17 protein-coding genes are annotated in these 23,728 nt (G+C 67.2%); 13 read left to right on the forward strand and 4 right to left on the reverse strand.

From position 1 onward, the window contains the following. Positions 1 to 7: 7 nt before the first annotated feature. Positions 8 to 2,617: a LuxR family transcriptional regulator gene (locus B0G38_RS19205; protein ID WP_264670924.1), complete on the reverse strand. Its 2,610-nt coding sequence runs from the start codon at positions 2,615 to 2,617 to the stop codon at positions 8 to 10. A gap of 1 nt (position 2,618) precedes the next feature. Then, a complete protein-coding gene (locus B0G38_RS19210) occupies positions 2,619 to 4,664 on the reverse strand; it encodes an Hsp70 family protein (protein ID WP_264670925.1) in 2,046 nt (681 codons plus the stop codon). Positions 4,665 to 5,187: 523 nt separating this feature from the next. Between B0G38_RS19210 and B0G38_RS23365 the strand changes: the two genes are divergently transcribed. The 11 genes from B0G38_RS23365 to B0G38_RS19260 all read left to right on the forward strand — a co-directional run bounded on the left by B0G38_RS23365 (position 5,188) and on the right by B0G38_RS19260 (position 15,739). Further along, positions 5,188 to 5,388 carry a PLDc N-terminal domain-containing protein gene (locus tag B0G38_RS23365; protein WP_413542095.1) on the forward strand — a complete coding sequence of 67 codons (201 nt, stop codon included), beginning with the start codon at positions 5,188 to 5,190 and terminating at the stop codon, positions 5,386 to 5,388. Positions 5,389 to 5,446: 58 nt separating this feature from the next. Beyond that, positions 5,447 to 6,427, forward strand: a complete 981-nt coding sequence (locus B0G38_RS19215) for a GlxA family transcriptional regulator (protein ID WP_264670926.1) — start codon at positions 5,447 to 5,449, stop codon at positions 6,425 to 6,427. Positions 6,428 to 6,550: 123 nt separating this feature from the next. Further along, positions 6,551 to 7,189 carry an HD domain-containing protein gene (locus B0G38_RS19220; RefSeq protein WP_264670927.1) on the forward strand — a complete coding sequence of 213 codons (639 nt, stop codon included), beginning with the start codon at positions 6,551 to 6,553 and terminating at the stop codon, positions 7,187 to 7,189. 102 nt (positions 7,190 to 7,291) lie between these two features. After that, the gene (locus B0G38_RS19225; RefSeq protein WP_264670928.1) at positions 7,292 to 8,359 is read left to right on the forward strand and encodes a zinc-dependent alcohol dehydrogenase; all 1,068 of its coding nucleotides are present in this window, start codon (positions 7,292 to 7,294) and stop codon (positions 8,357 to 8,359) included. A gap of 31 nt (positions 8,360 to 8,390) precedes the next feature. Next, positions 8,391 to 8,819: a DUF1801 domain-containing protein gene (locus tag B0G38_RS19230; RefSeq protein ID WP_264670929.1), complete on the forward strand. Its 429-nt coding sequence runs from the start codon at positions 8,391 to 8,393 to the stop codon at positions 8,817 to 8,819. A gap of 92 nt (positions 8,820 to 8,911) precedes the next feature. Next, the gene (locus tag B0G38_RS19235) at positions 8,912 to 9,610 is read left to right on the forward strand and encodes a FadR/GntR family transcriptional regulator (RefSeq protein ID WP_264670930.1); all 699 of its coding nucleotides are present in this window, start codon (positions 8,912 to 8,914) and stop codon (positions 9,608 to 9,610) included. A 59-nt stretch (positions 9,611 to 9,669) separates the two neighbouring features. Then, positions 9,670 to 10,680, forward strand: a complete 1,011-nt coding sequence (locus B0G38_RS19240) for an asparaginase (protein WP_264670931.1) — start codon at positions 9,670 to 9,672, stop codon at positions 10,678 to 10,680. Positions 10,681 to 10,695: 15 nt separating this feature from the next. Next, positions 10,696 to 12,099, forward strand: coding sequence for an aspartate ammonia-lyase (locus B0G38_RS19245; protein ID WP_264670932.1), 1,404 nt, complete (start codon positions 10,696 to 10,698; stop codon positions 12,097 to 12,099). A 57-nt stretch (positions 12,100 to 12,156) separates the two neighbouring features. Then, complete coding sequence (locus B0G38_RS19250; RefSeq protein WP_264670933.1) at positions 12,157 to 13,671, forward strand: amino acid permease; 1,515 nt, start codon at positions 12,157 to 12,159, stop codon at positions 13,669 to 13,671. Positions 13,672 to 13,813: 142 nt separating this feature from the next. After that, a complete protein-coding gene (locus B0G38_RS19255; RefSeq protein WP_264670934.1) occupies positions 13,814 to 15,016 on the forward strand; it encodes an MFS transporter in 1,203 nt (400 codons plus the stop codon). Between the two features lie 69 nt (positions 15,017 to 15,085). Next, positions 15,086 to 15,739, forward strand: coding sequence for an SAM-dependent methyltransferase (locus B0G38_RS19260; RefSeq protein WP_264670935.1), 654 nt, complete (start codon positions 15,086 to 15,088; stop codon positions 15,737 to 15,739). Between the two features lie 88 nt (positions 15,740 to 15,827). On the opposite strand, the gene B0G38_RS19265 is transcribed toward B0G38_RS19260, so the two are convergent. After that, positions 15,828 to 17,354 (reverse strand): CitMHS family transporter, encoded by a 1,527-nt coding sequence (locus tag B0G38_RS19265; protein WP_264670936.1) that lies wholly within the window; start codon positions 17,352 to 17,354, stop codon positions 15,828 to 15,830. 191 nt (positions 17,355 to 17,545) lie between these two features. Here B0G38_RS19265 and B0G38_RS19270 point away from each other — a divergent pair, with 191 nt between their 5' ends. Further along, a complete protein-coding gene (locus tag B0G38_RS19270; protein WP_264670937.1) occupies positions 17,546 to 19,381 on the forward strand; it encodes a sensor histidine kinase in 1,836 nt (611 codons plus the stop codon). Further along, positions 19,371 to 20,033 carry a response regulator gene (locus B0G38_RS19275; protein ID WP_264670938.1) on the forward strand — a complete coding sequence of 221 codons (663 nt, stop codon included), beginning with the start codon at positions 19,371 to 19,373 and terminating at the stop codon, positions 20,031 to 20,033. The genes B0G38_RS19270 and B0G38_RS19275 overlap by 11 nt, the downstream gene beginning before the upstream one ends. A gap of 119 nt (positions 20,034 to 20,152) precedes the next feature. On the opposite strand, the gene B0G38_RS19280 is transcribed toward B0G38_RS19275, so the two are convergent. After that, entirely contained in the window at positions 20,153 to 23,668 is a 3,516-nt protein-coding gene (locus B0G38_RS19280; RefSeq protein WP_264670939.1) for a chitobiase/beta-hexosaminidase C-terminal domain-containing protein, read from the reverse strand. Positions 23,669 to 23,728: the final 60 nt, after the last annotated feature.

The raw sequence follows: 23,728 nt of genomic DNA on the forward strand, positions 1-23,728 counted from the left end.
CCCAGCATTAGGGAGGACCGGACGCTTCCTCGCCGAGCAATAGGCGCAGTTGCGCCAGCAGCTCCGAGCGTGTGGCGGCCCCCAGCCGACGGCGGATCCTGGCGATGTGGTGTTCGGCAGTGCGGGGCGAAATGAAGATCGCGGCGCCGATTTCGCGGTACGTCTTGCCGTCCAGCACCAGCCGGGCGACCTCACGCTCTCGGGCACTCAGGACCGCACCCTCCGAGCCGGCGCCGGCCGGCTGCCCTGCCGAAGGCCGAACGGCGGGCCGGACCGCCGGCAGCGTTGGAACGGGCTCGGTTTCCGCGCTGACGGAGACCACGGATCCGGGATGAAGGTCCCGGGCGCAGGCGAGCAGCCTGGCCATGTCCTTGCGCTCGTCGGCGCGTGGGGCGGCATGGCCAGCCAACCGGGAGCCGTCCCAGGTCATCCCGACCGCGGCCAGCCCGCGTGCCGCAGCTTCAACCGCATCGACGTCGATACGGCCGGCAAGGACTGCTACCCAGGACCGACCCGCGGCCGCCAGGACGGAGGCCAGATGGTTGTGGCCGGAGGCCCGGACCAGCGCCGATGCATGGGGCGCAAGGTCCGCCGGCCGCTCCGCCAGGATGGCGGCCTGGACCGCGTGCCAGCGCAGCGGAATCGACCACAGCGGAGGATCGCCGAGACGCTCAAGCAACGCCCAGGCCTCGGCGAGCTGCGGCTCCAGACGGGCCGAATCACGCAGCCGCGCGGCCGCGACGGCCAGTTCACCGAACGGCAGCAGGCTGTAGAGGTCCACCGAGACGTGCAGGATGCGCTCGCGGGCGCGCTGCCACGCGTGGACGAGGGCAGCGGTGTCATCGGTCCGGCGGGCCAGACCGACTTCCAGCGCGTCGAACAGCAGTTCGTCCCGGGGCGCGAGTCCGCCCTCGCAGGCACCAGCCTCGGTGATGGCCGCACGGGCACGGTCCGGGCGGTCCAGCTGCATGGCCGTCCAGGCGCGCAGCAACAACAACCTGGGGCGCGCCGCCGCACCGGCCTGCTCTCCGGCCAAGGCATCGTCCAGTACGGAATCCGCCACGGCCGGTTCGCCGCAATGCAGGGCCACCAGCGCAGCCAGCGCCGCCGGGACTTCCGGGAGCGGAATACTGCTGCCGGACGCCGTCATCATGTCCGATGCCCGGATCAGGGCGGGCAGGGCATAGGCCGGCTGCGCCGCAATGGACGCGCTGATCCCCTCCCCCATAAGTCCGACGGCGACAGCGGCCAGCGTGGGCGAGCCGCTTGGCCCGCGGGCCTTGAGCATGGTTTCGGCGCCTTCGCGGTCGCCGGTGCCGATCATTGCGACGGCGGCGAGCGCAGCTGAGGGGCCGGTCCTGTCCGCTCCCAGCCACCGGTAGACTTCCGCACTGCGTGCCAGCATGCCGCGCTGCGCCCAGGTGGCCGCGGCTACGTCCACCCCGCGGAGGAGGTCGGGGGCATCTTCGCTAGAGAGCAGGTTGTCCAGAATCCGGCCGGCGCCGTCAAGGTCGCCCACGGCGGAGGCGGCCTGGGCCCGGCGGGCCGCGGTAGTGAGTTCGTCGGAGCCGGCGGCGCCCGCTTCGTCGTAGAGGGCTGAGGCCAGCGCGGGCTGCTCGGCCAGCACGCTGTCGCCTTCGCGCTCCAAGGCCCGGGCGATCCGCGGGTCCCTTAATCCGCCGCGCGCGAGTCCGCGGGCGACGTCGCCGAGTGAACGTCCCTCCGCGGTGAAGGCATCCACCAGGGCCCGCTGAGCCTCGCGGACCCGGTACGGCGGCGTCGCGGCAAGCACGGCCCGGCGCACCAGCGGGACCAGCCTTCCGTCCGCGCGCAGCAATCCCGCGGCCCGCGCCCTGGTAACCAGGTGGTCGAGGCTTTCCCCTGCATGGTCCAAGGCTGGTGGAATTTGCCCGGCGAGGTCGAAACCGACGCTCAGGGCGAGCAGCAGGTCGGACACTCCGCCGTCGACCTTGTCGAGTTCATAGCCAAGCTGGTCCATCAGGCCGCGTGAACAGTGCGGTTCAGACAAGGCACTGCTGCCATGCTGGCCGATCGATTCCATCACCAGGTGAACCAGCCAGGGCATGCCGGCCGTAGCCTCCGCCAGCTTGTCCACGAGCGACGCCGTGGGGGCACCCTCCAGCACTTCCGCAGCCCGCGCGTGGATCTCCCCGCGGGACAGCGGTCCGAGGATCACCGGTGCATGGTGCTGCTCCAAGACATCGGAGAGTCGGCTCAATGCGGCAGGTTGCGGCCAGGGCCGGTAGGCAACCACGAGGTTTACGTCCCGCTCCTCGACCACCGAAGCGAGCTGGGCCAAAGCCGTATCGCTGAGTTCATGGGCGTCATCGATCAGTACCGCACCGCGTGCATTGACCGTGCAGAGATCGAGATCCGTGGCGCTGAGGTCCACGCAATTGCGCAGAACATGGAGGCCACTGGCGCGGTACTGTGCCTCGAGATCGTCCAGCAGGACGGTCTTCCCTGTTCCGCCGGCACCAACGATACCGGCCAGCAACCGCGATTCCGGGGCGGCCGCTACCTCGGCCAGGAAAGAGGCAGCAACGGTGGGCCGGAGCGGGCGCGATCCGATGCCCGCGAAACTTGTCTCCACCATGTCACCCTTCCGGTGCAGGAGCAGGTGTGGTCTCGGGCACTTCCGGAGCGGGCGCGGACGGCACCGGATCAGCTGCTAGTTCCGTGGTGGTGGGCGCCGCCGGCGCAGGTTCAGGAGGCGCCGGTTCAGCCGGTGCGGGTGCGGGCGGGTCAGAGGCGGGAGCCGTCTGTTCCGGGGCCGGCGGCTCGGGCACCGGCGTCTGCGGGACCTCAGGAGCAGGCGTCACGGGCGGCTCGGCTGTGGTCGGCGGCTGTGTGGCCGGGGGTTGGGCCGGCGACTCCGGCTGCGGCGCCGGAGCTGCCGGCTCTTGTGCGGGCTGGCTCGGTTTGGCTGTTGATGGGCTCGTTCCCTTTGTTGTCGGCTTCGGCGTGCTCGACGGCGAGTCCGGGCTGAGTGCGTTTGTGCCTGGGGTAGAGCCCTTCGGCGGTGTGGCCTTGCCGACGTCGTTATTTCCTGTTCCCGCGGTCCCGTCCTCGGGCGCTGTCCCGGCGGCCGGATCGCCGTTTGCGTCCACCGCCTGCCAATTATCAGTTATCGGAGTCCCGCCGCTGCCGTCCAAGGCCTGTATTCCTGCCGGTCCACCCGCGCCTGATCCCTGCGGTCCGGCAGCGCCGCCGGGCGGAGTCGTCCCCGCTGCGCCTTCCTCTTCCGAAGCCTGTGCCCCCGCTGCCCCCGCCGCCAACGGATTCATCTCCGCTGGGCTCTGCGCCGCTGTGGCGGTCAGGATGGTGAGCGTGGCGACGGCGGCCGCCACCGCCGTCATCCGGGCACCCGTCCGGGGGTGCGCCGGTTTAGCGGAAGCCACGGGCGCGCTCGTCCCGATGTCAGTCCGGAAACGGTGGCCGTGACTGTGAAGGTCCGCTTCCCCAGCGGCCGCTTCCCCTCCGGATACTTCCCCAGGCGCGGCCGGACTGGCCGGACTCGCCGGACTGGCCGGAGCAGCCTGCGCTGCGGCAGTTACCGGAGCCAGCATGGCCGCGGCGGAGAACGCCGCGCCCAGCGAGATGGAGGCCTTGGGATCGGCGTCGATAGCGATCGGCCGGTTGAACTCCGCCGAGAGCAGCTGGGCCACGAGCGGGATGCGCGAAGAGCCGCCAATCAGGAGGATGGCGGCCAGGTCCCCGGCATCGGTGTCCGCCGCCTGCAGGGCACGCTTGAGCGCCTCGATGGTCTGCTGGACGCCGTCGTCGATCATGCCTTCGAACTCCGAGCGCACCAAACGAATCTGGCTTTGTCCGCCCGGAAGAAGTACGGGAATGGAGGCCTCCGAATCCGTGGACAGGGCTTCCTTCGCCTCCGTGCATTCCCGGCGGAGCCGCGCAAGTGCCATCAGCACTCCCGGGTCACTGGTATCGAGGCCGGTCAGAGAGTCTGCCGCGCAGGCAGCAACGTGGCGGAAGACGGCATCGTCGAAATCGGCGCCGCCGAGGCGGTCAATTCCCTCGGGACGCCCGAGCGTGCGGAAAGTCTCCGCGCTGCTTTTCTGCAGTACGGCCGCGTCGAAGGTCCCGCCGCCGAGGTCGTAGACCGCGACGGTGCTGCCCTCATCAACCCGTTCCTGCGAAGCGTAGTGGACCGCCGCTGCCTCCGGTTCGCTGACCAGCGTTACCTCGGCAAGCCCCACGCCGGCCAGGGCTTGCCGGACCAGGTCTTTTTTATAGCCACCCCAGCTGGCCGGATGCGCGATGGCGATGGCGGCAGGCGGCTCCCCCTCGCGCTCCTGGGCACGGTCGACCACCCAACGTGCCATGGTGGCGACAATATCCTCGGGCGCTACAGACAGGTCGCCGACAACGATGGGGACGGCATCGCCCACGCGCCGTTTGAATTCACGTACCAACCGGTCCGGGTGCGTTGTTCCGCGGCGTTCGGCCGCCTCGCCCACCAAGACCTGACCGTCCTCGCCGAGGAAGATCACCGACGGCACCGCGCCGCCGCGTACGCCGAGGTTCAGGACCTGCGGCGCCGGTTGTCCTGCACCGTCCAGACGTGCAACGGCCGCAGCGGAAAAGCTCGTGCCAATATCAATACCAAGTACAAAGGCCATGGACTCCCCCAACAATGCGCGATCGACCTCGATCGTCCCCACCCGCGAACGGGCCTTCAGTCAGAGCAGTGCGATGCTCCCCAATAAGCCAGGCAAAGATCCATGCCATGGATGCAGCATGTCAGCGGACCTCATTACCTCCGCTGCGGTGACCCTCAAAGGTGTTCTAATGATAATCGCCGGTTCCCAGCCGGCCCACTCGTTGTCTTTACCTGACCTCAACTCCTTCAGGTTAGGAGCCCCTCTGATGGAATAGCAAGGGGTTTGGACCCCGTAATCCCGCGGGAAAATACCTTTGTCTATGGTTAATGGATTAGGTAGGCCTAAAGGTCTCGAGTGGTGCAGTCCCTGGGGCTGACGAGCCGTGTATCGATCTCATCCTTCGGACTGATGCCGCCCGTCGTACGCGAAATCTAGACTCTCAAACGGGGGTTGGAAAAATCGTGGCCGACCGGAGTCGGGCAACACCGCACCTCTAGACGGAACGAGGGAACGGGGGATGCACGTGGAGTACGACCAGCTGATGTGGCTTGTGTGTGCTGGCCCTTTCGCCCTCTGCCTCAGCGCAGGAGCGCTGGTCAGCGTCCTCCGCAGCACCTTCTCTGCGGCAGCCAAAACCGCCTGGGCGTGCGCGGTCCTCCTCGTCCCCGTCCTTGGCGCCTCCTTCTGGTTGGCAGCACATCGAACTCTCCGTAAGAACCAGCGGGGAGATGTCCATTCGTGATGGAATAACCGAAGGTAACCCGGCAACCGGCTAGGGGCTGACCGGAATCGAGGCGTCCATGTCAACCGCACGCCGCAGCACTCCTGTGCGGGTGGGAATCCTGGTTTTCGACGGCGTGAAACTGCTCGACGTCGCCGGCCCGGCGGAGGCATTCGCCGAGGCGAATCTGCTCGGCGCCTCCTACGAACTTGTCCTCCTGTCACCGGACGGGAACGACGTCCAGTCCTCGGTGGGCATGCGGGTTTCGGTTGATGCCGCGGCGGCCGAAGCGGCGGGCTTCCACACCGTCCTGGTGGCCGGCGGTGATGCCCTGCCCATGAAGCAGGTTCCCGCCGGGCTGGTCGCTGCCGCCGGGCATTTGGCCAGCAACACCGAGCGCATGTCCTCCATTTGCACGGGTGCCTTCGTTCTTGCCGCGGCGGGGCTGCTTGACGGCCGCCGCGCCACAACCCACTGGAAACACACCAAGGAGCTGGCCCTGCGCTACCCGGCGACGCAGGTGGAGCCTGACGCCATTTTTGTCAGTGACGGTGGAATCCACACTTCGGCCGGCGTCACCGCGGGAATCGACCTCGCGCTTGCGCTGATCGAAGACGACCATGGCCCGGATCTGGCCAGAGCGGTAGCCCGCTCACTGGTGGTGTACATGCAGCGTTCGGGCGGCCAATCGCAATTTTCTGCCCCGTTGCAGGGGGAACCGCCCAAGTCCTCTCCGCTGCGCCCGGTGCTTGACGCCGTCCAAGCGGACCCTGCGGCGGAGCATTCTGTCCCAGTGCTTGCCCGCAACGCCAACCTGAGCGTGCGGCACCTGACCCGGCTCTTCCGCGATGAACTGCAGACCACTCCCTCGAAGTACGTGGAACTCATCCGCTTCGACACCGCCAAGGCCCTGCTTGACGCCGGTTACAGCATCACTGAAGCGGCCGAACGATCGGGGTTCGGCAACTCCGAAGCGCTGCGGCGGACATTCATCGCCCGGATCGGCGTGCCTCCGTCGCGATATCAGCAGCGTTTCCGGTCGACGGCGAAAAACGGCTGAAGCCTAGTGACGCCATGGCCTAATCCGAGGGAATGTCGTCCTTTGCGCCGGGTCCGCTCCCCTGCCCCACCGGCCAGTATGGAAAGTAGGCACATCCCCGTGCCCTGGACAAAGGAGACAATCATGGCCGATGTCATCGCCGGCATTACAGTTCCGGATACCGAACTCGTGCGGAACGCAACCGAACTGGTCCGCGACACCACCAACGACTTATTGTTCGACCATTCCCGGCGGGTGTTTCTCTTCGGCGCGCTCCAAGGACGGCGGCTCGGCCTCGAAGTCGACCACGAGCTGCTCTATGTGGGCGCGCTCTTCCACGACCTGGGCCTGACGAATAAATACGGTACGGACGAGATTCGCTTCGAGGTCGACGGCGCCAATGCCGCCAAGTCATTCCTGCTGGACCACGGTCGTTCGGAGGCTGACGCGCTCAAGGTGTGGACCGCCGTCGCACTCCACACCACCCCGGGCGTGCCCGAATTCATGGATCCGGAAATCGCGCTGGTAACCGCCGGTGTGGAGACCGATGTCCTGGGTATCGGATACCAGGATCTGGATCGGAGCGATATCGACGCCGTCACCGCCGCGCACCCGCGGCCGGACTTCAAGCGCCAGATCCTGGCCGCCTTCACGGAAGGCAACAAGCACCGCCCGGAGACCACCTTCGGCAACGTCAACGCCGATGTGCTCGAGCACTTCAGCCCCGGTTTCCGCCGCACGGACTTCGTGGAAATCATCCAGAACTCCGCCTGGCCGGAGTAAGTCCGGCCTTCCGCGGTCCGGTTCGCCTCAGCGCCAGCGGGGACCTGTTGCCGTTAGGATCGGAACAGGAAGCAAAGGGGCAGCAACGGGGAGGGGCATACAGTGGCATCGTCACCAGCTGCTGCCGGCCTCCCCGGCCCAAAGTCTCCGGGGCTCGCCCTCGCCCGGGTCAGCCTTGAACCGGGCGGCGTTGCCCTTGTCCCCCACCGGCCCCGCGCTCCGCGGCCGGACGAGGTGGAACTCAAGGTGACGCTGTGCGGACTCTCCGGTGCCGACGTCGTTGTTTACCATGCCGACCCGGCCTTTGACTGGGTCCGTCCGGGCACGGTGCTCGGGCACGAAGCCGTGGGGGTGGTATCTGCCGTCGGCCTGCTGGTGCCGGAATGGCCGGCCCCGGGGACGCGCGTTGTTCCGGTATCCATGCTCAGCTGCGGCGGCTGCGAAGAATGCCTGGCCGACCGGCCGCAGCAGTGCCTCCGGCCCAGCACCCTGGGGCTCAACCGTGACGGAACGGCAGCGCGGACCGCTTTGGTTCCGTGGCAGAACCTGCTGGCGGTGCCGGAGGGTCTCCCGGATGCGACGGCGGTGCTCGCCGAGCCCACGTCCGTCGCCTGGCGTGCGGCCGCCACCGTGGGACAGATCCGTCCCGGCGACCGCGTGGCGGTTTCGACCACGCGGGCCGTTGGGCTGCTTGCTGCCCTGATTGCCCGGAGCCTGGGCGCCGACGTCGTGATGGTGGGTCGGCCCGGCCCCCACCATCAGCAACGCCAGGAACTTGCCGCGAGCCTCGGCCTGCGCAGCACCACCGCGCCCGAGCCGGAGAGCGTTGATGTCTGGATCGAGGCGTCCGGTTCGGGCAAGCAGCTGGCTTCCGCCGTGGAGGTGCTCCGGCCGGGCGGCAAACTTGTGCTGGTGGCCATGTATGCCACGGGTGCCCGGCAGACGGTGAACACGGTGGTCGGCAAGGAGCTGACCGTGCTGACCAGTTATGCCTCCACCCGCTCGGACTTTGACGACGCGCTCGCGTTCCTGACCACCATGCCGGACCTCGGCGACCGCCTGATCACCGTTTATCCGATGGGGCAGGCGGTGGAGGCGCTGCGCCTGACGGCAGAAGGGGTGCCTGACGATCACGGCCGTCCGTTGGTCAAAGCGGTGCTCCGGATGTGATTCTCCAGATGCGAATCGAGGACGTGATCGAATGACCGATCGCCAGAAAGAAGATGCAGGACCGAAGCTGCTCTCGGGTGGCAACCCGCAGATCCCCAAGGGTGAGGGGAACGGCCCGGTGCAGGACTACATCGCTGCCATGCCCGGCTGGAAACTTGCTGTCGGGCAGCGCCTCGATGACCTCATCGTGCGTACCGTCCCCGAGGTGCACAAGGCCGTGAAATGGAACCAGCCGTTCTACGGCCATCAGGGCGAGGGCTGGTTCATGTCGTTCCGTTGCTACACGAACTACGTGCAGCTGCAGTTCTTCAAAGGGACATCGCTCGATCCGTTGCCGCCGAAGGCGTCCAAGCACGACGCGGTGCGCTACCTGGATATCCACGAGAACGATGAACTGGACGTGGACCAGCTCCGGTCCTGGATCGAGCAGGCTGAGAAGCTGCCGGGCGAAAATATGTAACGCCGCCGCTCAGTGCCGTGCCTGAAGCTTCGCCGCGGCGCTGAGCGGCCAAGAATTGACACAGCCGTGTGACCCGTGACATATTTCTCTGCGTGAACCTGTCAGACAGCTGGACAGCAGGACAGCCCATTGTCCGCGTCGGTGCCGCCGAGGCCGTACTGCGCTCCCTCCGCGCCGCCATCGAAGAAGGCAAGCTCCCGGTCGGCACCAAGCTCAGCTCGGAGGCCGCGCTGGCCCAGCAGTACGCCGTCAGCCGCTCCGTGATCCGCGAGGCGCTGCGGTCCTGCGCGTCCCTCGGGCTGACGGTGACTCGGACCGGCAAGGGCACCTTCGTCATTTCGGACCGCGTGGCCTCGGACCTCACCCTCGGCCAGTACTCCGCGCGGGAACTGACCGAGGCCCGCCCGCACATCGAAGTTCCGGCCGCCGGGCTGGCCGCCGAACGCCGGAGCGACGAGGAGCTCGCGTTCCTGCGAGACGTCGTCCAGGCGATGTGCACCGAGGACGATCCGGAAGCCTGGGTCAGCCTCGATGCCAGCTTCCATTCCGCCATCGCCCGCGCCAGCGGCAACCGCGTGTTCGAGTCGGTGGTGGCGGACATCCGCGACGCCCTGGCCCACCAGTCCGAGACGCTGAACATGGTGGCCGGCCGCCAGCAGAAATCCGATGTGGAACACCGCCGCATCCTCGACGCCATCGAAGCCGGTTCCGCCGCCGAAGCCAGCGCCGCCATGCGCGACCATCTGGCCGCGGTAGGCGTGGCACTGGACCGCCTGCTGAACGCCAGCTGATTCATCCAGGCGGCTCCCGCCTCGCTCCTTTTTGACCTCATTCCCAACAGAAAGCCGCCATGCTGCCCTTGATGTCCCAGGCTGAACCCGGCCAGCCCTGCGCCGTGCCCCGGCCCAACCATGTCCCGCTCGCCGAGCAGACCCGCGACGGACTGGTGGAAAGCGTCCACTACGGTTCCGTCATCGCCCTGGATTACGACGGCGACACCCGGCTTTCCGCCGGCGACCCCCTGGCGCTGTTCTACCCCCGCTCCTCGCTCAAGCCGCTGCAGGCCGTGGCCATGGTCCGCGCCGGCCTGGACCTGCCGCCGGACCTGCTGGCCCTGGCCGCGGCGAGCCACTCCGGCTCCAGCGGACACCAGGACGGAGCGCTGCGCATTCTCCAACTGCACGGTCTCACCGAAGCGGTGCTCGAGAACACGGTTGACCTGCCGTATGGCGATGCGGAACGGCAGAGCTGGCTCCGGTCCGGCGGCGAAGCGTCGCAGCTGGCCCAGAACTGCTCGGGCAAGCACGCGGCCATGGCGGCTACCTGCGTGATCAACGGCTGGCCGGTAGCCGGGTATCTCGATCCGGAACATCCGCTGCAGGCGACGATTGCCGCCGTCGTTCTTGAGCTGACCGGCGAGGAATCCCCGCTGGCCAGCACGGACGGTTGCGGCACGCCGCTCTTTGCCCTGAGCCTGCTTGGGATGGCCCGCGCGTTTGGCCGGATTGCCTCCGCCGCGCCGGGCACGGCCGAGGCCGCCGTGGCCAACGCGATGATGGCGCATCCCGAGCAGGTCGCCGGTGCAGGCCGGGATGTCACCGCGCTGATGCGGCTGGTTCCCGGCTTGCTGGCCAAGGACGGTTTTGAGGGCCTGCAGCTGGTGGGGCTCCGCGATGGCCGCGCCGTTGCGGTCAAGATCTCGGACGGTTCAGACCGCGCCCGCCTGCCGGTCACCCTCCACGCGCTGGCAGCCCTGGGCCTCGCCCCCGGCCTGCTGCAAACTCTTGCCCCCGCACCCGTCCTGGGCGGCGGGCGTCCTGTGGGCACGCTCCGCGCCATCGATTTCAGCACCTCGAACTAAGGAATAAGAAAACCAATGACAGCTTCGTCATTCCGTACCGACCACGATCTGCTGGGCTACCGGGACGTTCCTGCGGACGCCTACTGGGGCGTCCACAGCCTGCGGGCGCTGGAGAACTTCCCCATCACCGGCCAGCCGCTCTCAAGCAACGCCCATCTGGTCAGGGGCCTGGCGGCCGTGAAACTCGCAGCGGCGCGCACCAATGAAGAACTGGGCCTGCTCGACTCCGTCCGCGCCAACGCCATTGCCCAGGCCTGCCAGGAAATCATCGACGGCAAGCTGCACGAGCAGTTCGTCGTGGACGTTGTACAGGGCGGTGCGGGTACGTCCTCGAACATGAACGCCAACGAGGTCATCGCCAACCGGGCGCTGGAGATCCTCGGCCAGGCCAAGGGCGACTACTCCGAACTGCACCCCAACGACCATGTGAACCTGAGCCAGTCCACCAACGATGTGTACCCCACCGCGGTCCGGGTGGCCACCATCAACAGCGTGCGCAGCCTGCTCGACGCCCTGGCCACGATGGAAGAAGCCTTCGCCGACAAGGCCGCGGAGTTCCGCACCGTGGTCAAGATGGGACGCACCCAGCTGCAGGACGCCGTGCCCATGACCCTGGGCCAGGAATTCGGGACCTACGCCGTGACCGTGGGCGAAGACCGCGAACGGCTCGCCGAAGCCACGCTGCTGATCCACGAGATCAACCTCGGCGCCACCGCCATCGGCACCGGTCTGAACGCCCCGGCCGGCTACAGCGAAGCGGCCTGCCGCCACCTGGCAGAAGTGACCGGCCTGCCCTTGGTCACCTCGGTGGACCTGATCGAAGCGACCCAGGACGTCGGGGCCTTTGTCCACCTCTCCGGCGTGCTCAAGCGGGTGGCCGTGAAGCTGTCCAAGATCTGCAACGACCTGCGGCTGCTCTCCTCCGGCCCGCGCGCCGGGTTCGGCGAAATCAACCTGCCGGCAGTGCAGTCCGGCTCGTCCATCATGCCCGGCAAGATCAACCCGGTGATTCCCGAGGTGGTCAGCCAGGTGGCATACGAGGTGGTCGGCAACGACGTCACCATCACGATGGCCGCCGAATCCGGCCAGCTGCAGCTCAACGCGTTCGAGCCCATCATCGTGCACAGCCTGGACAAGAGCATTTCCCACCTCGAGGCCGCCTGCCGGACCCTGACCGAACGCTGCATCCGCGGCATCACAGCCAACACCGAACGGCTCCGGCTCACCGTGCAGCAGTCCATCGGCCTGGTCACGGCGCTGAACCCGCGGCTCGGCTATGCCGCCGCAACCGCCATCGCCCAGGAAGCGCAGGCCACCGGCCGCGGCGTGGCCGAACTGGTCCTCGAGCACCAGCTGCTCACCGGTGCCGAACTGGATGAGCTGCTCTCGCCGGAGCGGCTCGCCAACCTCAGCAATTAAGTCCCCTCCCCCGCAATCCGCAACAGCAACCCAAGTCCCCCACCCAGAAGGACAACTATGACTCCCCCACCCCAGGGACTCCTGAACGCCAAACCCGTTCACACCGACCACCCCTCCGACACCGCGCTGCACGCCGAGGACCAGGGCTACCACAAGGGCCTCAAGCCCCGGCAGATCCAGATGATCGCCATTGGCGGCGCCATCGGCACCGGCCTGTTCATGGGTGCCGGCGGCCGGCTGGCCGACGCCGGTCCCGCCCTGGTCCTGATCTACGCCATCTGCGGCTTCTTCGCCTTCCTGATCCTGCGGGCCCTGGGCGAACTGATCATGCACCGGCCGTCGTCGGGCTCCTTTGTCTCCTACGCCCGCGAATTCTTCGGCGAAAAGGCGGCCTTCGCCACCGGCTGGCTGTATTGGCTCAACTGGGTCATGACGGCCATTGTCGACGTCACCGCCGTGGCTCTGTACATGAACTTCTTCGCCAAATACTGGGCGCCCATCGGCGACGTGCCGCAGTGGGTCTTCGCCCTCGGCGCCCTGGTGCTGGTGCTGGGCCTGAACCTGGTCTCGGTGAAGGTCTTCGGCGAGCTGGAGTTCTGGTTCGCGCTGATCAAGGTAGTCTCCCTGGTCGCCTTCCTCTTGGTGGGCATCTACTTCGTCATCTTCGGCACTCCGCTGGAAGGCCATGAGGTCGGCTTCAGCCTGATCTCCGGCAATGGCGGCATCTTCCCCAACGGGGTGATGCCGGCCATCGTGGTCATCCAGGGCGTGGTCTTCGCCTACGCCTCGATCGAGCTGATCGGCACCGCCGCCGGCGAGACCAAGAACCCCGAAAAGGTCATTCCGCGGGCCATCAACACCGTGATCCTGCGCATCGCTGTCTTCTACGTCGGCTCGCTGGTGCTGCTGTCCCTGCTGCTGCCGTACACCGCCTACAAGGCTGGCGAAAGCCCGTTCGTGACGTTCTTCGGCACTATCGGCGTGGCCGGCGTCGACGCCATCATGAACCTCGTGGTGCTCACCGCAGCGCTCTCCTCGCTGAACGCCGGCCTCTACTCCACCGGTCGCATCATGCGCTCCATGTCCGTCTCCGGCTCCGCCCCCAAGTTCGCCGGCCGGATGAATAAATCCGGCGTACCATACGGCGGCATTGCCCTCACCGCAGTCGTCGCACTGTTGGGCGTGGCCCTCAACGCCATCGTGCCGGCGAAGGCCTTCGAGATCGTCCTCAACGCCGCCGCCATCGGCATCATCAGCGCCTGGGGCATGATCATCCTGTGCCAACTGAAGCTGGGCCATTGGGCGAAGAAGGGCTTGCTGTCCCGGCCGGCCTTCCGGCTGCCCGGGGCGCCGTTCACCGGCTACCTGACGCTGGCCTTCCTCGCCGCGGTACTGGTACTGATGGCCTTCGATACCCCGGTGGGCACCTGGACCGTGGCCTCGCTGGCCATCATCATCCCGGCGCTCATGTTCGGCTGGTACCGCTGCCGCGACAACATCTACGCCATCGCCGCACGGCGCGAGGCAGAAGAGGCGCGGTCCCAGGCCGAGTCCGTCTCCTCCGACGTCTGACACCGACACCCCACGCGGACCCAAGGTCCGGCAGCGGTGCCCATCCGGGTACGGCTGCCGGACCTTCGCCTTGGAACGCGCGATAATCGAAAGGGCGGCCGGAAACCGGCCGGTGTGCCGGCTGGAATCCGTGGGAGGGCCTTTGCGCGAGAAACTGTGGACCAGGAATTTCGTGCTGACCATCGGTACCAACCTGTTCATCTACATGGTTTTCTACCTGCTGATGACCTCGATGGCGCTGTACGCGCTGGAACGGTTCCAGGCAGCGGACAGCGCCGCCGGCTTCGCCTCGAGCGCGTTCATCGTCGGCGCACTGGTGTCACGGTTCTTCGCCGGCATCCTGCTGGACAGGGTGGGGCGGCGCCGGATCCTGCTGCTGGCCCTGCTGGTGTTCGTTGCGGTGTCCGTACTGTACATCCCCGCCGGGTCGCTCCAGTTGCTGCTCGTGCTGCGCCTGATCCACGGTGCCGCCTTCGGGTTGGCGCACACCGCCGTGACCACCGGGGCGCAGGCACTGATCCCGCGGGCCCGGCGCAGCGAAGGCACCGGCTACTTCGCGTCCTCGACAACCATCGCTACCGCCCTGGGCCCGTTCCTCGCCGTGCTGCTGGCCAACGGCGCGGATTTCCAGGCCGTGTTCTGGTTCAGCGCCGCCTGCTCGGCGGCCGCCTTCGCCGTCGCCCTTGCCCTGCGCCTGCCCGAGAACGACGACGACGATGGCGCCATGGATGCAGAAGCGGAACCGGAGGGTCGGGCGGCCCGCGTGCTGGCCGCCGTCATCGAACCGCGGGCACTGCCTGTCGCCAGCATCGTGCTGGTGGCGGGCCTGGCTTACTCGGGCGTGCTGTCCTTCCTGACCTCGTACGCGGCAGCGAGCGGCGACCCCTCAGCCGCTGGCCTGTATTTCCTGGTCTTCGCCGCGGCGGTGCTGGTCTCGCGGCTGTCCGTGGGGCGGCTCCATGACCGCAGGGGCGACAACGTTGTCATGTATCCGTCGCTGCTGATCTTCGCCGTCGGGCTGGCAGTGCTGGCGGCCGGGTCCTCGCCGGCGACGGTTACCGTGGCCGGCATCCTGACCGGTTTCGGCTTCGGCACCCTGGTCCCGTGCAGCCAGGCGATCGTGGTCAACTCCGTGCCGGCACGGCGGCTGGGCACCGCCATCGCCACCTACTATCTGATGTTCGACGTCGGCACCGGCTTCGGCCCGGTCCTGCTGGGCCTGCTGATTCCGCTCGCCGGATACCAGGGCATGTACGTCGCCACGGGTGTACTCATGATCGCCTGCATCGGGCTCTACTTCGCAGTGCACGGCCGCAGGGCTCCGAGCGAAACGACGCGTGTGTAGCCAGCGTCTCCGTTCGCTGGTTGCAAGACGCGTTCTCCCTGACGGTGGCCCGGCGTAAAGTCTGAAGACATGAGCGAACATGTTGGCCATAACCCTGGCGATACGGAAGTACCGGACGATTTTTGGGAATCCTTCTACGCCGAACGGGACCAGATCTGGAGCGGCAACCCGAACGCGATGCTGGTCCGCGAGGCGTCTGACCTGCAGCCCGGCAATGCCTTGGAATTGGGCTGCGGAGAAGGCGCGGATGCCATTTGGCTGGCGGCGCAGGGCTGGCAGGTTACCGGCATCGACGTCTCGGGGCTCGCCTTGGAACGGGCGGCGAAGCATGCCGAGGACGCCGGTGTGGCGGAGAAGATCCAGTGGCTGAAGCGGGATCTGTCCAGTTGGGAGCCGACAACCCAGTACGATCTGGTTTCAGCCCAGTTCCTGCATTCACCGGTCGAGCTGCCCCGCAACAGCATCCTCGCCGCGGCGGCGCGGGCGGTTGCCCCCGGCGGCGCTTTGCTGGTGGTCGGGCACGAGTCCTTCCCGTCCTGGTCCAAGCATCCCGAACCCCATGAGCCGCTGCCCACCGCCGCGGAGCTTGCGGTGGAACTGGGGCTAAACGCCCCGGACTGGTCGCTGGAAACGGTTGACTCGGTGGTCCGCGATATTACCGGGCCGGAGGGACAGACCGACACGCTTACCGACAGCGTGCTGCTGGCCCGCCGCGCCGGATAGAACAGCCGGATAGAACACCTGATTAACGACGTCGGCACCCGGCCAGGTTCTTACCCTTGGCCGGGTGCCGCTCATCAGTTGCTGAGGCTTAGTCCCACGGGATGGCGCCGAGCAGGATGCCCACGGCGAGCATCACCAGCGAGACCACAGCGGCACGCCAGAGCACCTTCTTGTGGTGGTCGCCCAGCTCGACGCTGGCCAGTGAAACCAGCAGCAGGATCGCGGGAACCAGCGGGCTCTGCATGTGCACCGGCTGCCCGGTGATGGATGCACGGGCCATTTCAGCCGGGGTGACGCCGAAGTGGCTGGCAGTCTCGCTCAGCACCGGCAGCACGCCGAAGTAGAACGCGTCATTGCTCATGAAGAAGGTCATCGGGATGCTGAGCAGTCCGGTGATCACGGCCATGTACGGGCCCATCGAGTCCGGGATGATGTCGACCAGCCAGGCAGCCATGGCGTCCACCATGCCGGTGCCGTTGAGCACGCCGGTCAGTACGCCGGCGGCCATAACCATGGAAACCACGGCCAGCACGCTCTGGGCATGGGCCACCAGCTGCGTCGCCTGGTCCTTGACCTTGGGGAAGTTCACCAGCAGGGCAATCGCGGCGCCAACCATGAAGACAAAGGCCAGCGGCACGATGTCCAGCACGAGGACCACCATGACAGCGGTGGTCAGGGCCAGGTTGAACCAGAACAGCTTGGGGCGCAGCGTGGCGCGGTTGGGATCCAGCGCGGAACCGGTCAGCGACGCGTCCGCGTTCTCCACCTGTTCCGGCGCGTCCAGCACGGCGACGGAACCGCCGCCACCCTGGCCGCTCGAAGAACCAACGACGGCGGTGCCGCCGTTACCTCCGTTGCCGCCGCGTCCGTTGCCGGCACCCGTGCCGGCCGATGCGGAACCGCCGCCAGCAAAACTGGCTGCAGCGCCGCCGTCGTTGTTTGCGCTGCCGTTGGCACTACCCTTGGCGTTGCCGCCGGCGTTCCAGAACTCCGGCTTGGCGTTGGCCAGGCGCTTGCGCTCGTGCAGGCCGAGGGTCCAGGCGAAGACCATGACCACCAGGATGCCGGCGATCAGGGACGGGATCATGGGGACGAAGACGTCGGTGGGCGAGACGTCCAGGGCGGCGGCGGCGCGTGCCGTGGGACCGCCCCAGGGGACAATGTTCATGGTGCCGTTGGCCAGGCCGGCCACACAGGTGAGGACCACCGGGCTCAGGCCCAGGCGCAGGTAGATCGGCAGCATCGCCGCGGTGGTGAGGATGAAGGTGGTGGAACCGTCGCCGTCCAGCGATACGACGGCGGCCAGCACGGCCGTGCCCAGGACCACCTTGGCCGGGTCGTTGCCCAGCGTGCGCAGGATGAAGCGCACCAGCGGGTCGAACAGCCCGACGTCGATCATCAGGCCGAAGAAGATGATGGCGAACATCAGCAGCGCGGCCGTGGAAGTCAGGGACTTCATCGATTCCAGGACCATCTCGCCGAGGCCGAGGCCGGCGCCGGCGAAGAGGCCGAAGATGGTGGGGACCAGGATGAGCGCCAACACCGGTGTCAGCTTCTTGGTCATGATCAGTGCCATAAAGACCGCGATCATCGCGAATCCGAGGAATACCAGCACAACAACTCCTTAAAACAGCAGGCCGGGTGCGTGTGACCGGCCTTACAAACTGTAGGGTGGGCCCGATCACGGATGGCGCTTTAGTTCACTTGAGGTGCATACTGCTTATTGCGCACGTTTTGCTCATTTAGCTCACAGGGCCGCCGATCTGTCGGATCGCGGGCGCTGTATCCGCCGGATCCACAGGAGGAATGATGGAATCCTCCCCCACCCGCACCCTGCGGCCGGGCTTTTCGGCCCGTATGCTGCTGATGCAGCTGGGCGTGGTGGCGCTGGTGGTGCTGCTCTCGGCCGTGGTCTACGGCTGGCTGACGTATGAACGGCTCGGCGACGAAGCCGAAGACCAGGCGCTGGCCGTCGCGCGCACAGTGGCTGCCTCCGGTGATGTGCGCGCGGGCGTCTTTGCCCTGGCCGATGCCGGCCCGGAAGAACTTGCCGCCGAGGTGCTGGCCGAGGGAGAACTGCAGCCGCTGGCCGAGGACGTGCGGCTGCGCACCGGCGCCCTGTTCGTGGTGATTACCGACGACGCCGGCCTGCGGCTCTCGCACCCGGATCCGGATCTGCTGGGCCAGCGGGTCAGCACCGATCCGAGCGAGGCCTTGAGCGGGCGCGAAGTCACGGTGCAGGAGCAGGGCACGCTGGGCCATTCCGCCCGGGCCAAAGTGCCGGTCTACGCGCCGGGCAGCTCCTCCCGGGTGGTCGGAGAGGTCAGTGTGGGCTTCTCCAGCAAGGACATTCTCGAAGGCCTCGGCGGCAGCATCCTGCCGATCGCCCTCACCGCCGCCGGTGCGCTGGGTCTGGGCACCCTGGCTTCGCTCTGGCTGGGGCGGCGGCTGAAGCGGCTGACCCTGGGCCTGGAGCCGGAGGAGATCGCTGCCCTGACGCAGGACCAGGAGGCGGTGCTGCGCGGCGTGGACGAAGGGGTCATCGGCGTCTCCGCGGACCGCCGCATCACGGTGTTCAACCGCGAGGCGAAGCGGCTGCTCGGGATGGACATCGCTACCGAAATCGTGGGCTTGCCGCTGGACAAAGCCAGCCTCCCGCCGTCGTTCTCCGCGCTGTTGGACGCGGCTACACCGCAGTCCCCCACGGTGGAACAGGTGGTCGGGTCCCGGGTGCTGATCCTGACCGCCCGCGCCGTACAGCCCAGCCGCAAACCGGGCCGCCGCGGCTACCGCCCATGGGCCGCCGCAGAAGAGGCCGCCGCCGAGAGGGCCGCCGCGCCGGAGCTCGGCTGGGTGATCATGCTGCGCGACCGGACCGAGCTGCAGTCGCTCACCCGCCAGCTCGACGCCGTCGGCGCGCTCACCACGGCCCTGCGCGCGCAGCGGCACGAATTCGCCAACCGGCTGCACACGGTCTCGGGCCTGCTGGGCATCGGCGATTACGCCGCGGCGCAGAACTACATGGGCACGATCATGAAAACCGGGCCGCTGAACTACCCGGCCGAGCAGTCCGAGCTGCTGCGCGACCCGTACCTGCAGGCCTTCATCGGGGCCAAGAGCGTGGAGGCGGCCGAGCGCGGCGTCACGCTGCGGATCGGCCCGGAGACCCTGATCCGCGGCCGCATCACCGACCCCCAGGACGTGACCACCGTGATCGGCAACCTGATCGACAACGCCGTGCGGGCGGCGGTGCATGGCAGCAACGCCGAGCGCTGGGCCGAGGTCGAACTGCTGGACGAGCTCACCGAGGACGGCGGCGTCCTGCACCTGGTGGTCGCCGACTCGGGTGACGGCTTGGCGCGGCTGGCACAGGAAACCGTGGCAAACAACGACGGCGGCGGCTCACCGTTCGAGCGCATCTTCACCGAGGGATTCTCCACCGCCGAAACGGCCGGAGACAGCCTGCAGGATGTGCACGGCCAAGGCTTCGGCCTGCCGCTGAGCAGGCAGCTGGCCCGCCGCCGCGGGGGCGATGTCTGGGTGGCGGAATCCGGCCAGCCCGGCGGCCCCGGCGCGGTCTTCTGCGCCAGACTGCCCGGAACAGTTGCCCCGAAGGAACCAGGAGAGATGCATGACGAATGACCTGCAGGTGCTCATTGTCGACGACGACTTCCACGTTGGCCGCCTGCACGCCAGCTACGTCGAGGCGGTCCCCGGCTTCACCGCGCTGCCGCCGGCCGGCACCGCTGAGCAGGCGCTGCGTGTGGTGCACGCCCGGGAACCGGACCTCATCCTGCTGGACGTGTACCTGCCCGATGCCCTCGGCCTGGACCTGCTGCGGACCCTGGATGTTGACGTCATCATGCTGACGGCCGCCGCCGATGCGGCCTCGGTCCGCAAGGCCCTGCGCCGCGGCGCGCTCGGCTACCTGATCAAGCCCTTCACCGCCGACCAGCTGACCCGGAAGCTGCGGGCGTATGCCCGCTACCGCCGGCTGCTCGCCAACCAAAGTGCCGTGGACCAGGACACGGTGGAACGCGCCCTGCACGCACTCCACGCCGGGGAGGCGCCGGGTTCGGGCCGTGCTCGTTCGGCCACGGAGACGTCGGTACTGGAAGCCCTGGAACCCGGAACACAGAAATCCGCCGCGGACGTGGCCCGGCAGGTCGGCATCTCGCGGGCTACCGCCCAACGCTACCTTTCGGCGCTGGCCGACGACGGCGCCGTCGAAATCCATCTTCGCTACGGCAGCACCGGTCGGCCCGAACACCGCTACGGCCCGGTGGGACCGTAACCTAAACCGCCGAATGGTGCTTTCAGGTGCGCGCCCCTTCCGTTCCCGGCACGCAGCGAGGCCCCCTGTCCGATACCGGCAGGAGGCCTCACTGGTTTCTTGTTTTGGTCAGATCTGGATCAGAGGATGTTGTTCATCATGTTCCAGCCCCAGCCGATCTTCTTCTTCGGTGCCATGCGGCCCTCACCGTCGCCTACGTAGAGGAACAGGTCCCCTGCGCGGTCCCGGGTCACCAGGTCTGCCTTGCCGTCGCCGCTGAAGTCGCCGGGTCCGACAATCATGGTCATGCTGTTCCAGCCGCCCCAGCCGATCTTCCGCTTCGGGTCGTAGCTGCCTTTCCCGTCGCCGACGTAGAGGAACAGATCCCCCCGGCGGTCCCGGGTCACCAGGTCAGCCTTGCCGTCGCCGCTGAAGTCGCCCGGCCCGACGATCATGGTCATGCTGTTCCAACCCCAGCCGATCTTCTTCTTCGGGGCGTACCAGCCGTTACCGTGTCCGGCGTAGAGCCACAGATCGCCTGCCTTGTCGCGGGCAATCAAGTCGCTCTCGTTGTCGCCGTTGAAGTCGCCGGGTCCAACGATGCTGGTCATGATGTTCCAGCCCCATCCGATCTGCTTCTTCGGTTCGAACCAGCCGGTTCCCTTGCCCGCGTAGTGCCAGAGCTTCCCGGCCTTGTCGCGTGCCACCATGTCGGCCTTGCCATCACCGTCGGTATCGCCGGTGCTGATCAGGCTGGTCATGCTGTTCCATCCCCAACCGACCTGCTTCCTCGCTTCGTAGCCGCCGTTGTTCTTGCCCACGTAGAGCCAGAGCTTGCCGGAGCGATCCGTGGTGATGAGGTCAGCCTTGGAGTCACCGGTGAAATCGTTGCTCGACTGCGTCTGAGCGGGTTCCTCCACCGGAGTTTCCTCGCCCGGAGTCTCAACCGGGGGCTCCTCCGTATCAACCGGCGGTTCCTCCGTGTCTACCGGGGGTTCCTCCGTCGCCGCAGTGCTCCAGGTGCCTATCGCGCTGGTGTTGCCGGCAGCATCGATCGCTACGGCCCGCAGCGTCTCGCCCGCGGCGAGCTGCACCGGTGCGGTGTAGAGCGTGCTAGCGGCAGTAGGTTCTGCGCCGTTGAGAGTGAAGAAGATGGACGTACCCTCTTCGGCCGACAGGGTCACAGCGGTGTCCGCGGGGACCTCGCCTGCTTCAACATTGGCGGTCAGAGCCGGCGCCGTCAGATCCAGGTTGTAGGTCTGCGTCACGATTTCCGATGGAACACCGCCGTTGTAAGCGACGAACTTCAAGGTAGTCGTTCCCTCAGCCGCAATCTCGATGGCCCCGGTATACGGTGTGCTCTCAGTGTCCGGATCCGCCCCGTCAAGGGTGTAGAAGATCAGGGCATCGGCAGGCGTGGCTGCCAGTTCCACGGTCTGCACTGCATTGAACGTGCCGCCTGCCACATTGGCCGTCACGGCCGGCGCCTCCGGCGGGGTTGCTCCCGTAATCTTGCCCTGGACCACGAACTCTTCGGTCTCGCCCAGTACCTCCGGTGTCGACAGCTCGACGCCGTCGGCCTCGGTCACCTGCTCGACCTTGAAGAAGTTCGTATCGTAGGGACTGCCGACGACGGCGTGCGGCGTGTTGCCGTCGCCGAGGTAGCCTGCCGGAGCGCCCTCGTCCCACCTCAGGAACGGGCCGATCTTGGCCTCCAGCAGATGGGAGAAGTCACCGGTGCCGTTCAGCGCGCCGAGGTCCTCGGTGTAGTTGAGGTTGCCGTCGACGTCCGCCACGAGCTCCACTACACCGTAGGGATGCGTGATCTTGTAGGTGGCACCCGGCTCGAAGACGCCGTCGCCGCGGACCCTGATCCGGCCGAAGGCCACCTGGTCCCCTTCCCGCACCATGTCAGCCCCGAAGGCTGCTTCCGAAGCCAGCGTCAGCTGGACCTCTTCGCCCCCAACATCGATGACCGACTCCGAGGCGAACCAGAATGCCTCGCCCGGGAAGTTATCCGGGAAAGAGGTTGGCTCCAGCGGATTCGGCCGCTCCTCGACGACCGGGCACAGCGGGTCTTCCAGGCACAGGTCCAGCTGGACCGGTTCTTGGCCTTCCCAGCCGTTGTCCCGCAGCCACTGCGGGAAGCCATGGTCGCCATTCGGGCCGACCGCCTGCAGATTGTGGACCTTGAACGGGAAGGACCGGATTTCGCCGGCGGTCCCCGTAGCAGGGTCCACGGCGACGGCGCGGAGGTTGGTCGAAGTCCCGATCTGCATCGGTTCCGTGTATTCCCAGGTATTGCCGAGCGGCTCTCCATCCGCAGAGAACTCCGGTGTGGAGCCGTCCGTGGTGTAGTAGATGTCCGGCGCAACAGCGGGATCGTTGGTATTTCCGCTCAACGTCACCATCTGCGGCCCGGCCAGCGGGCCGACGGCGGCATCGGGTGTTGCATCCAGCCACGGCCGGGTGGCGTCCAGCTCGTATTCTTGGGTGTAAATCTCCGTGGTGTCATCGGTGGCCGGGTCGATCGAAATGTACTTCAGCGTGTTGGTCCCGGGGGTAGCCAGATCCACGGCTACTTCCGAGATAGCGGCACCGGCCGCCGGCACATACTCTTTACCGGTGACTGTCCCGTCCTCATTGACTGCGGGATCGGTCCCATCCACGGTGTAGATGATCTTCCCTTCCGGGAAGGACGAATGGATCTTCACCGTCTGGGCGGATTGGTAAAGGCCGCCGGGCTTGTCCACACCCGCTTCGATCGTCGCGATCTTGCCCTGGACGGCGAAGAGGTTCGTCTCAGCCGTCTGGACGTTGCCGCCGATCGGCCCTGACACCCGGAAGAAGTTCGTATCGTTAGGGCTGCCCACGACCTCGTGTTCCACGTTAGGGTCGCCGATGGTTCCTTCCGGCGCGGCCGGGAGCACGTCCGGATTCCAACGCAGGAACGGACCGATGCGGCCCTCCGAAGACTCCTCCCAGGTGCATGGCTGCTGCATGCAGCCGATGTCCTCGGTGAAGCGGATCCGGCCGCGGTCATCGGCCGTCAGGACGTCCACACCGTACGGGTGCGTGAAGGTGTACTGCTGGCCTGCTACGCCGTCTTCGAGCCGGATGCGCAGCCGGGCAAACCCGTTCTGCTGGCCGTCGGCCACTTCTCCGGCTCCGCTGAAGGCTGCTTCCTGTGCCATGATCAACCGGGCTTCGGCCCCGTCGGGCATGGTCAAGGTTGTTTCGCCCGACCACCAGAAGGATTCTTCCGGGAAGTTCCCCGGAATGGTCAGCGGCTGTGTCGGATCATAATCGACGCCGATAACCGGACAGTTCGCGGCGTCCACGCACAGTTCCAGCCGGACAGGAGCGAGTCCGCGCTCCGGATCGCCGCCGTCGCCGAACCAGTACGGATAGCCATTGTCCGGATTGACCGGACCCACCCCGGTCGGACCGGTCGGCAAGGCAGCCGGAAGCATCCCCGCCAGCGCGGACTGCGAGAGCCCTGCTCCGCCTGCGGGAAGCGAGGCCGCCGACGCCGGCGGCAGAACGGACAGGCCCGAGAGCAGGACTGCACCTGCCGCAGCCATCCCCACCGCCCGCCGTCGTTGTTTCCTTCGGCCGTTGGGCGGCCTCAGCTGGATTTCAGGATCGGATGTCATGAGTTCCCCCTCGTGCACAGTTTCCTCGTCAAAGGCGCGATGTCAGTGCGTGCCCCACAA

It is taken from the genome of Crystallibacter permensis (assembly GCF_025960875.1).
Lineage (GTDB): Bacteria > Actinomycetota > Actinomycetes > Actinomycetales > Micrococcaceae > Crystallibacter > Crystallibacter permensis.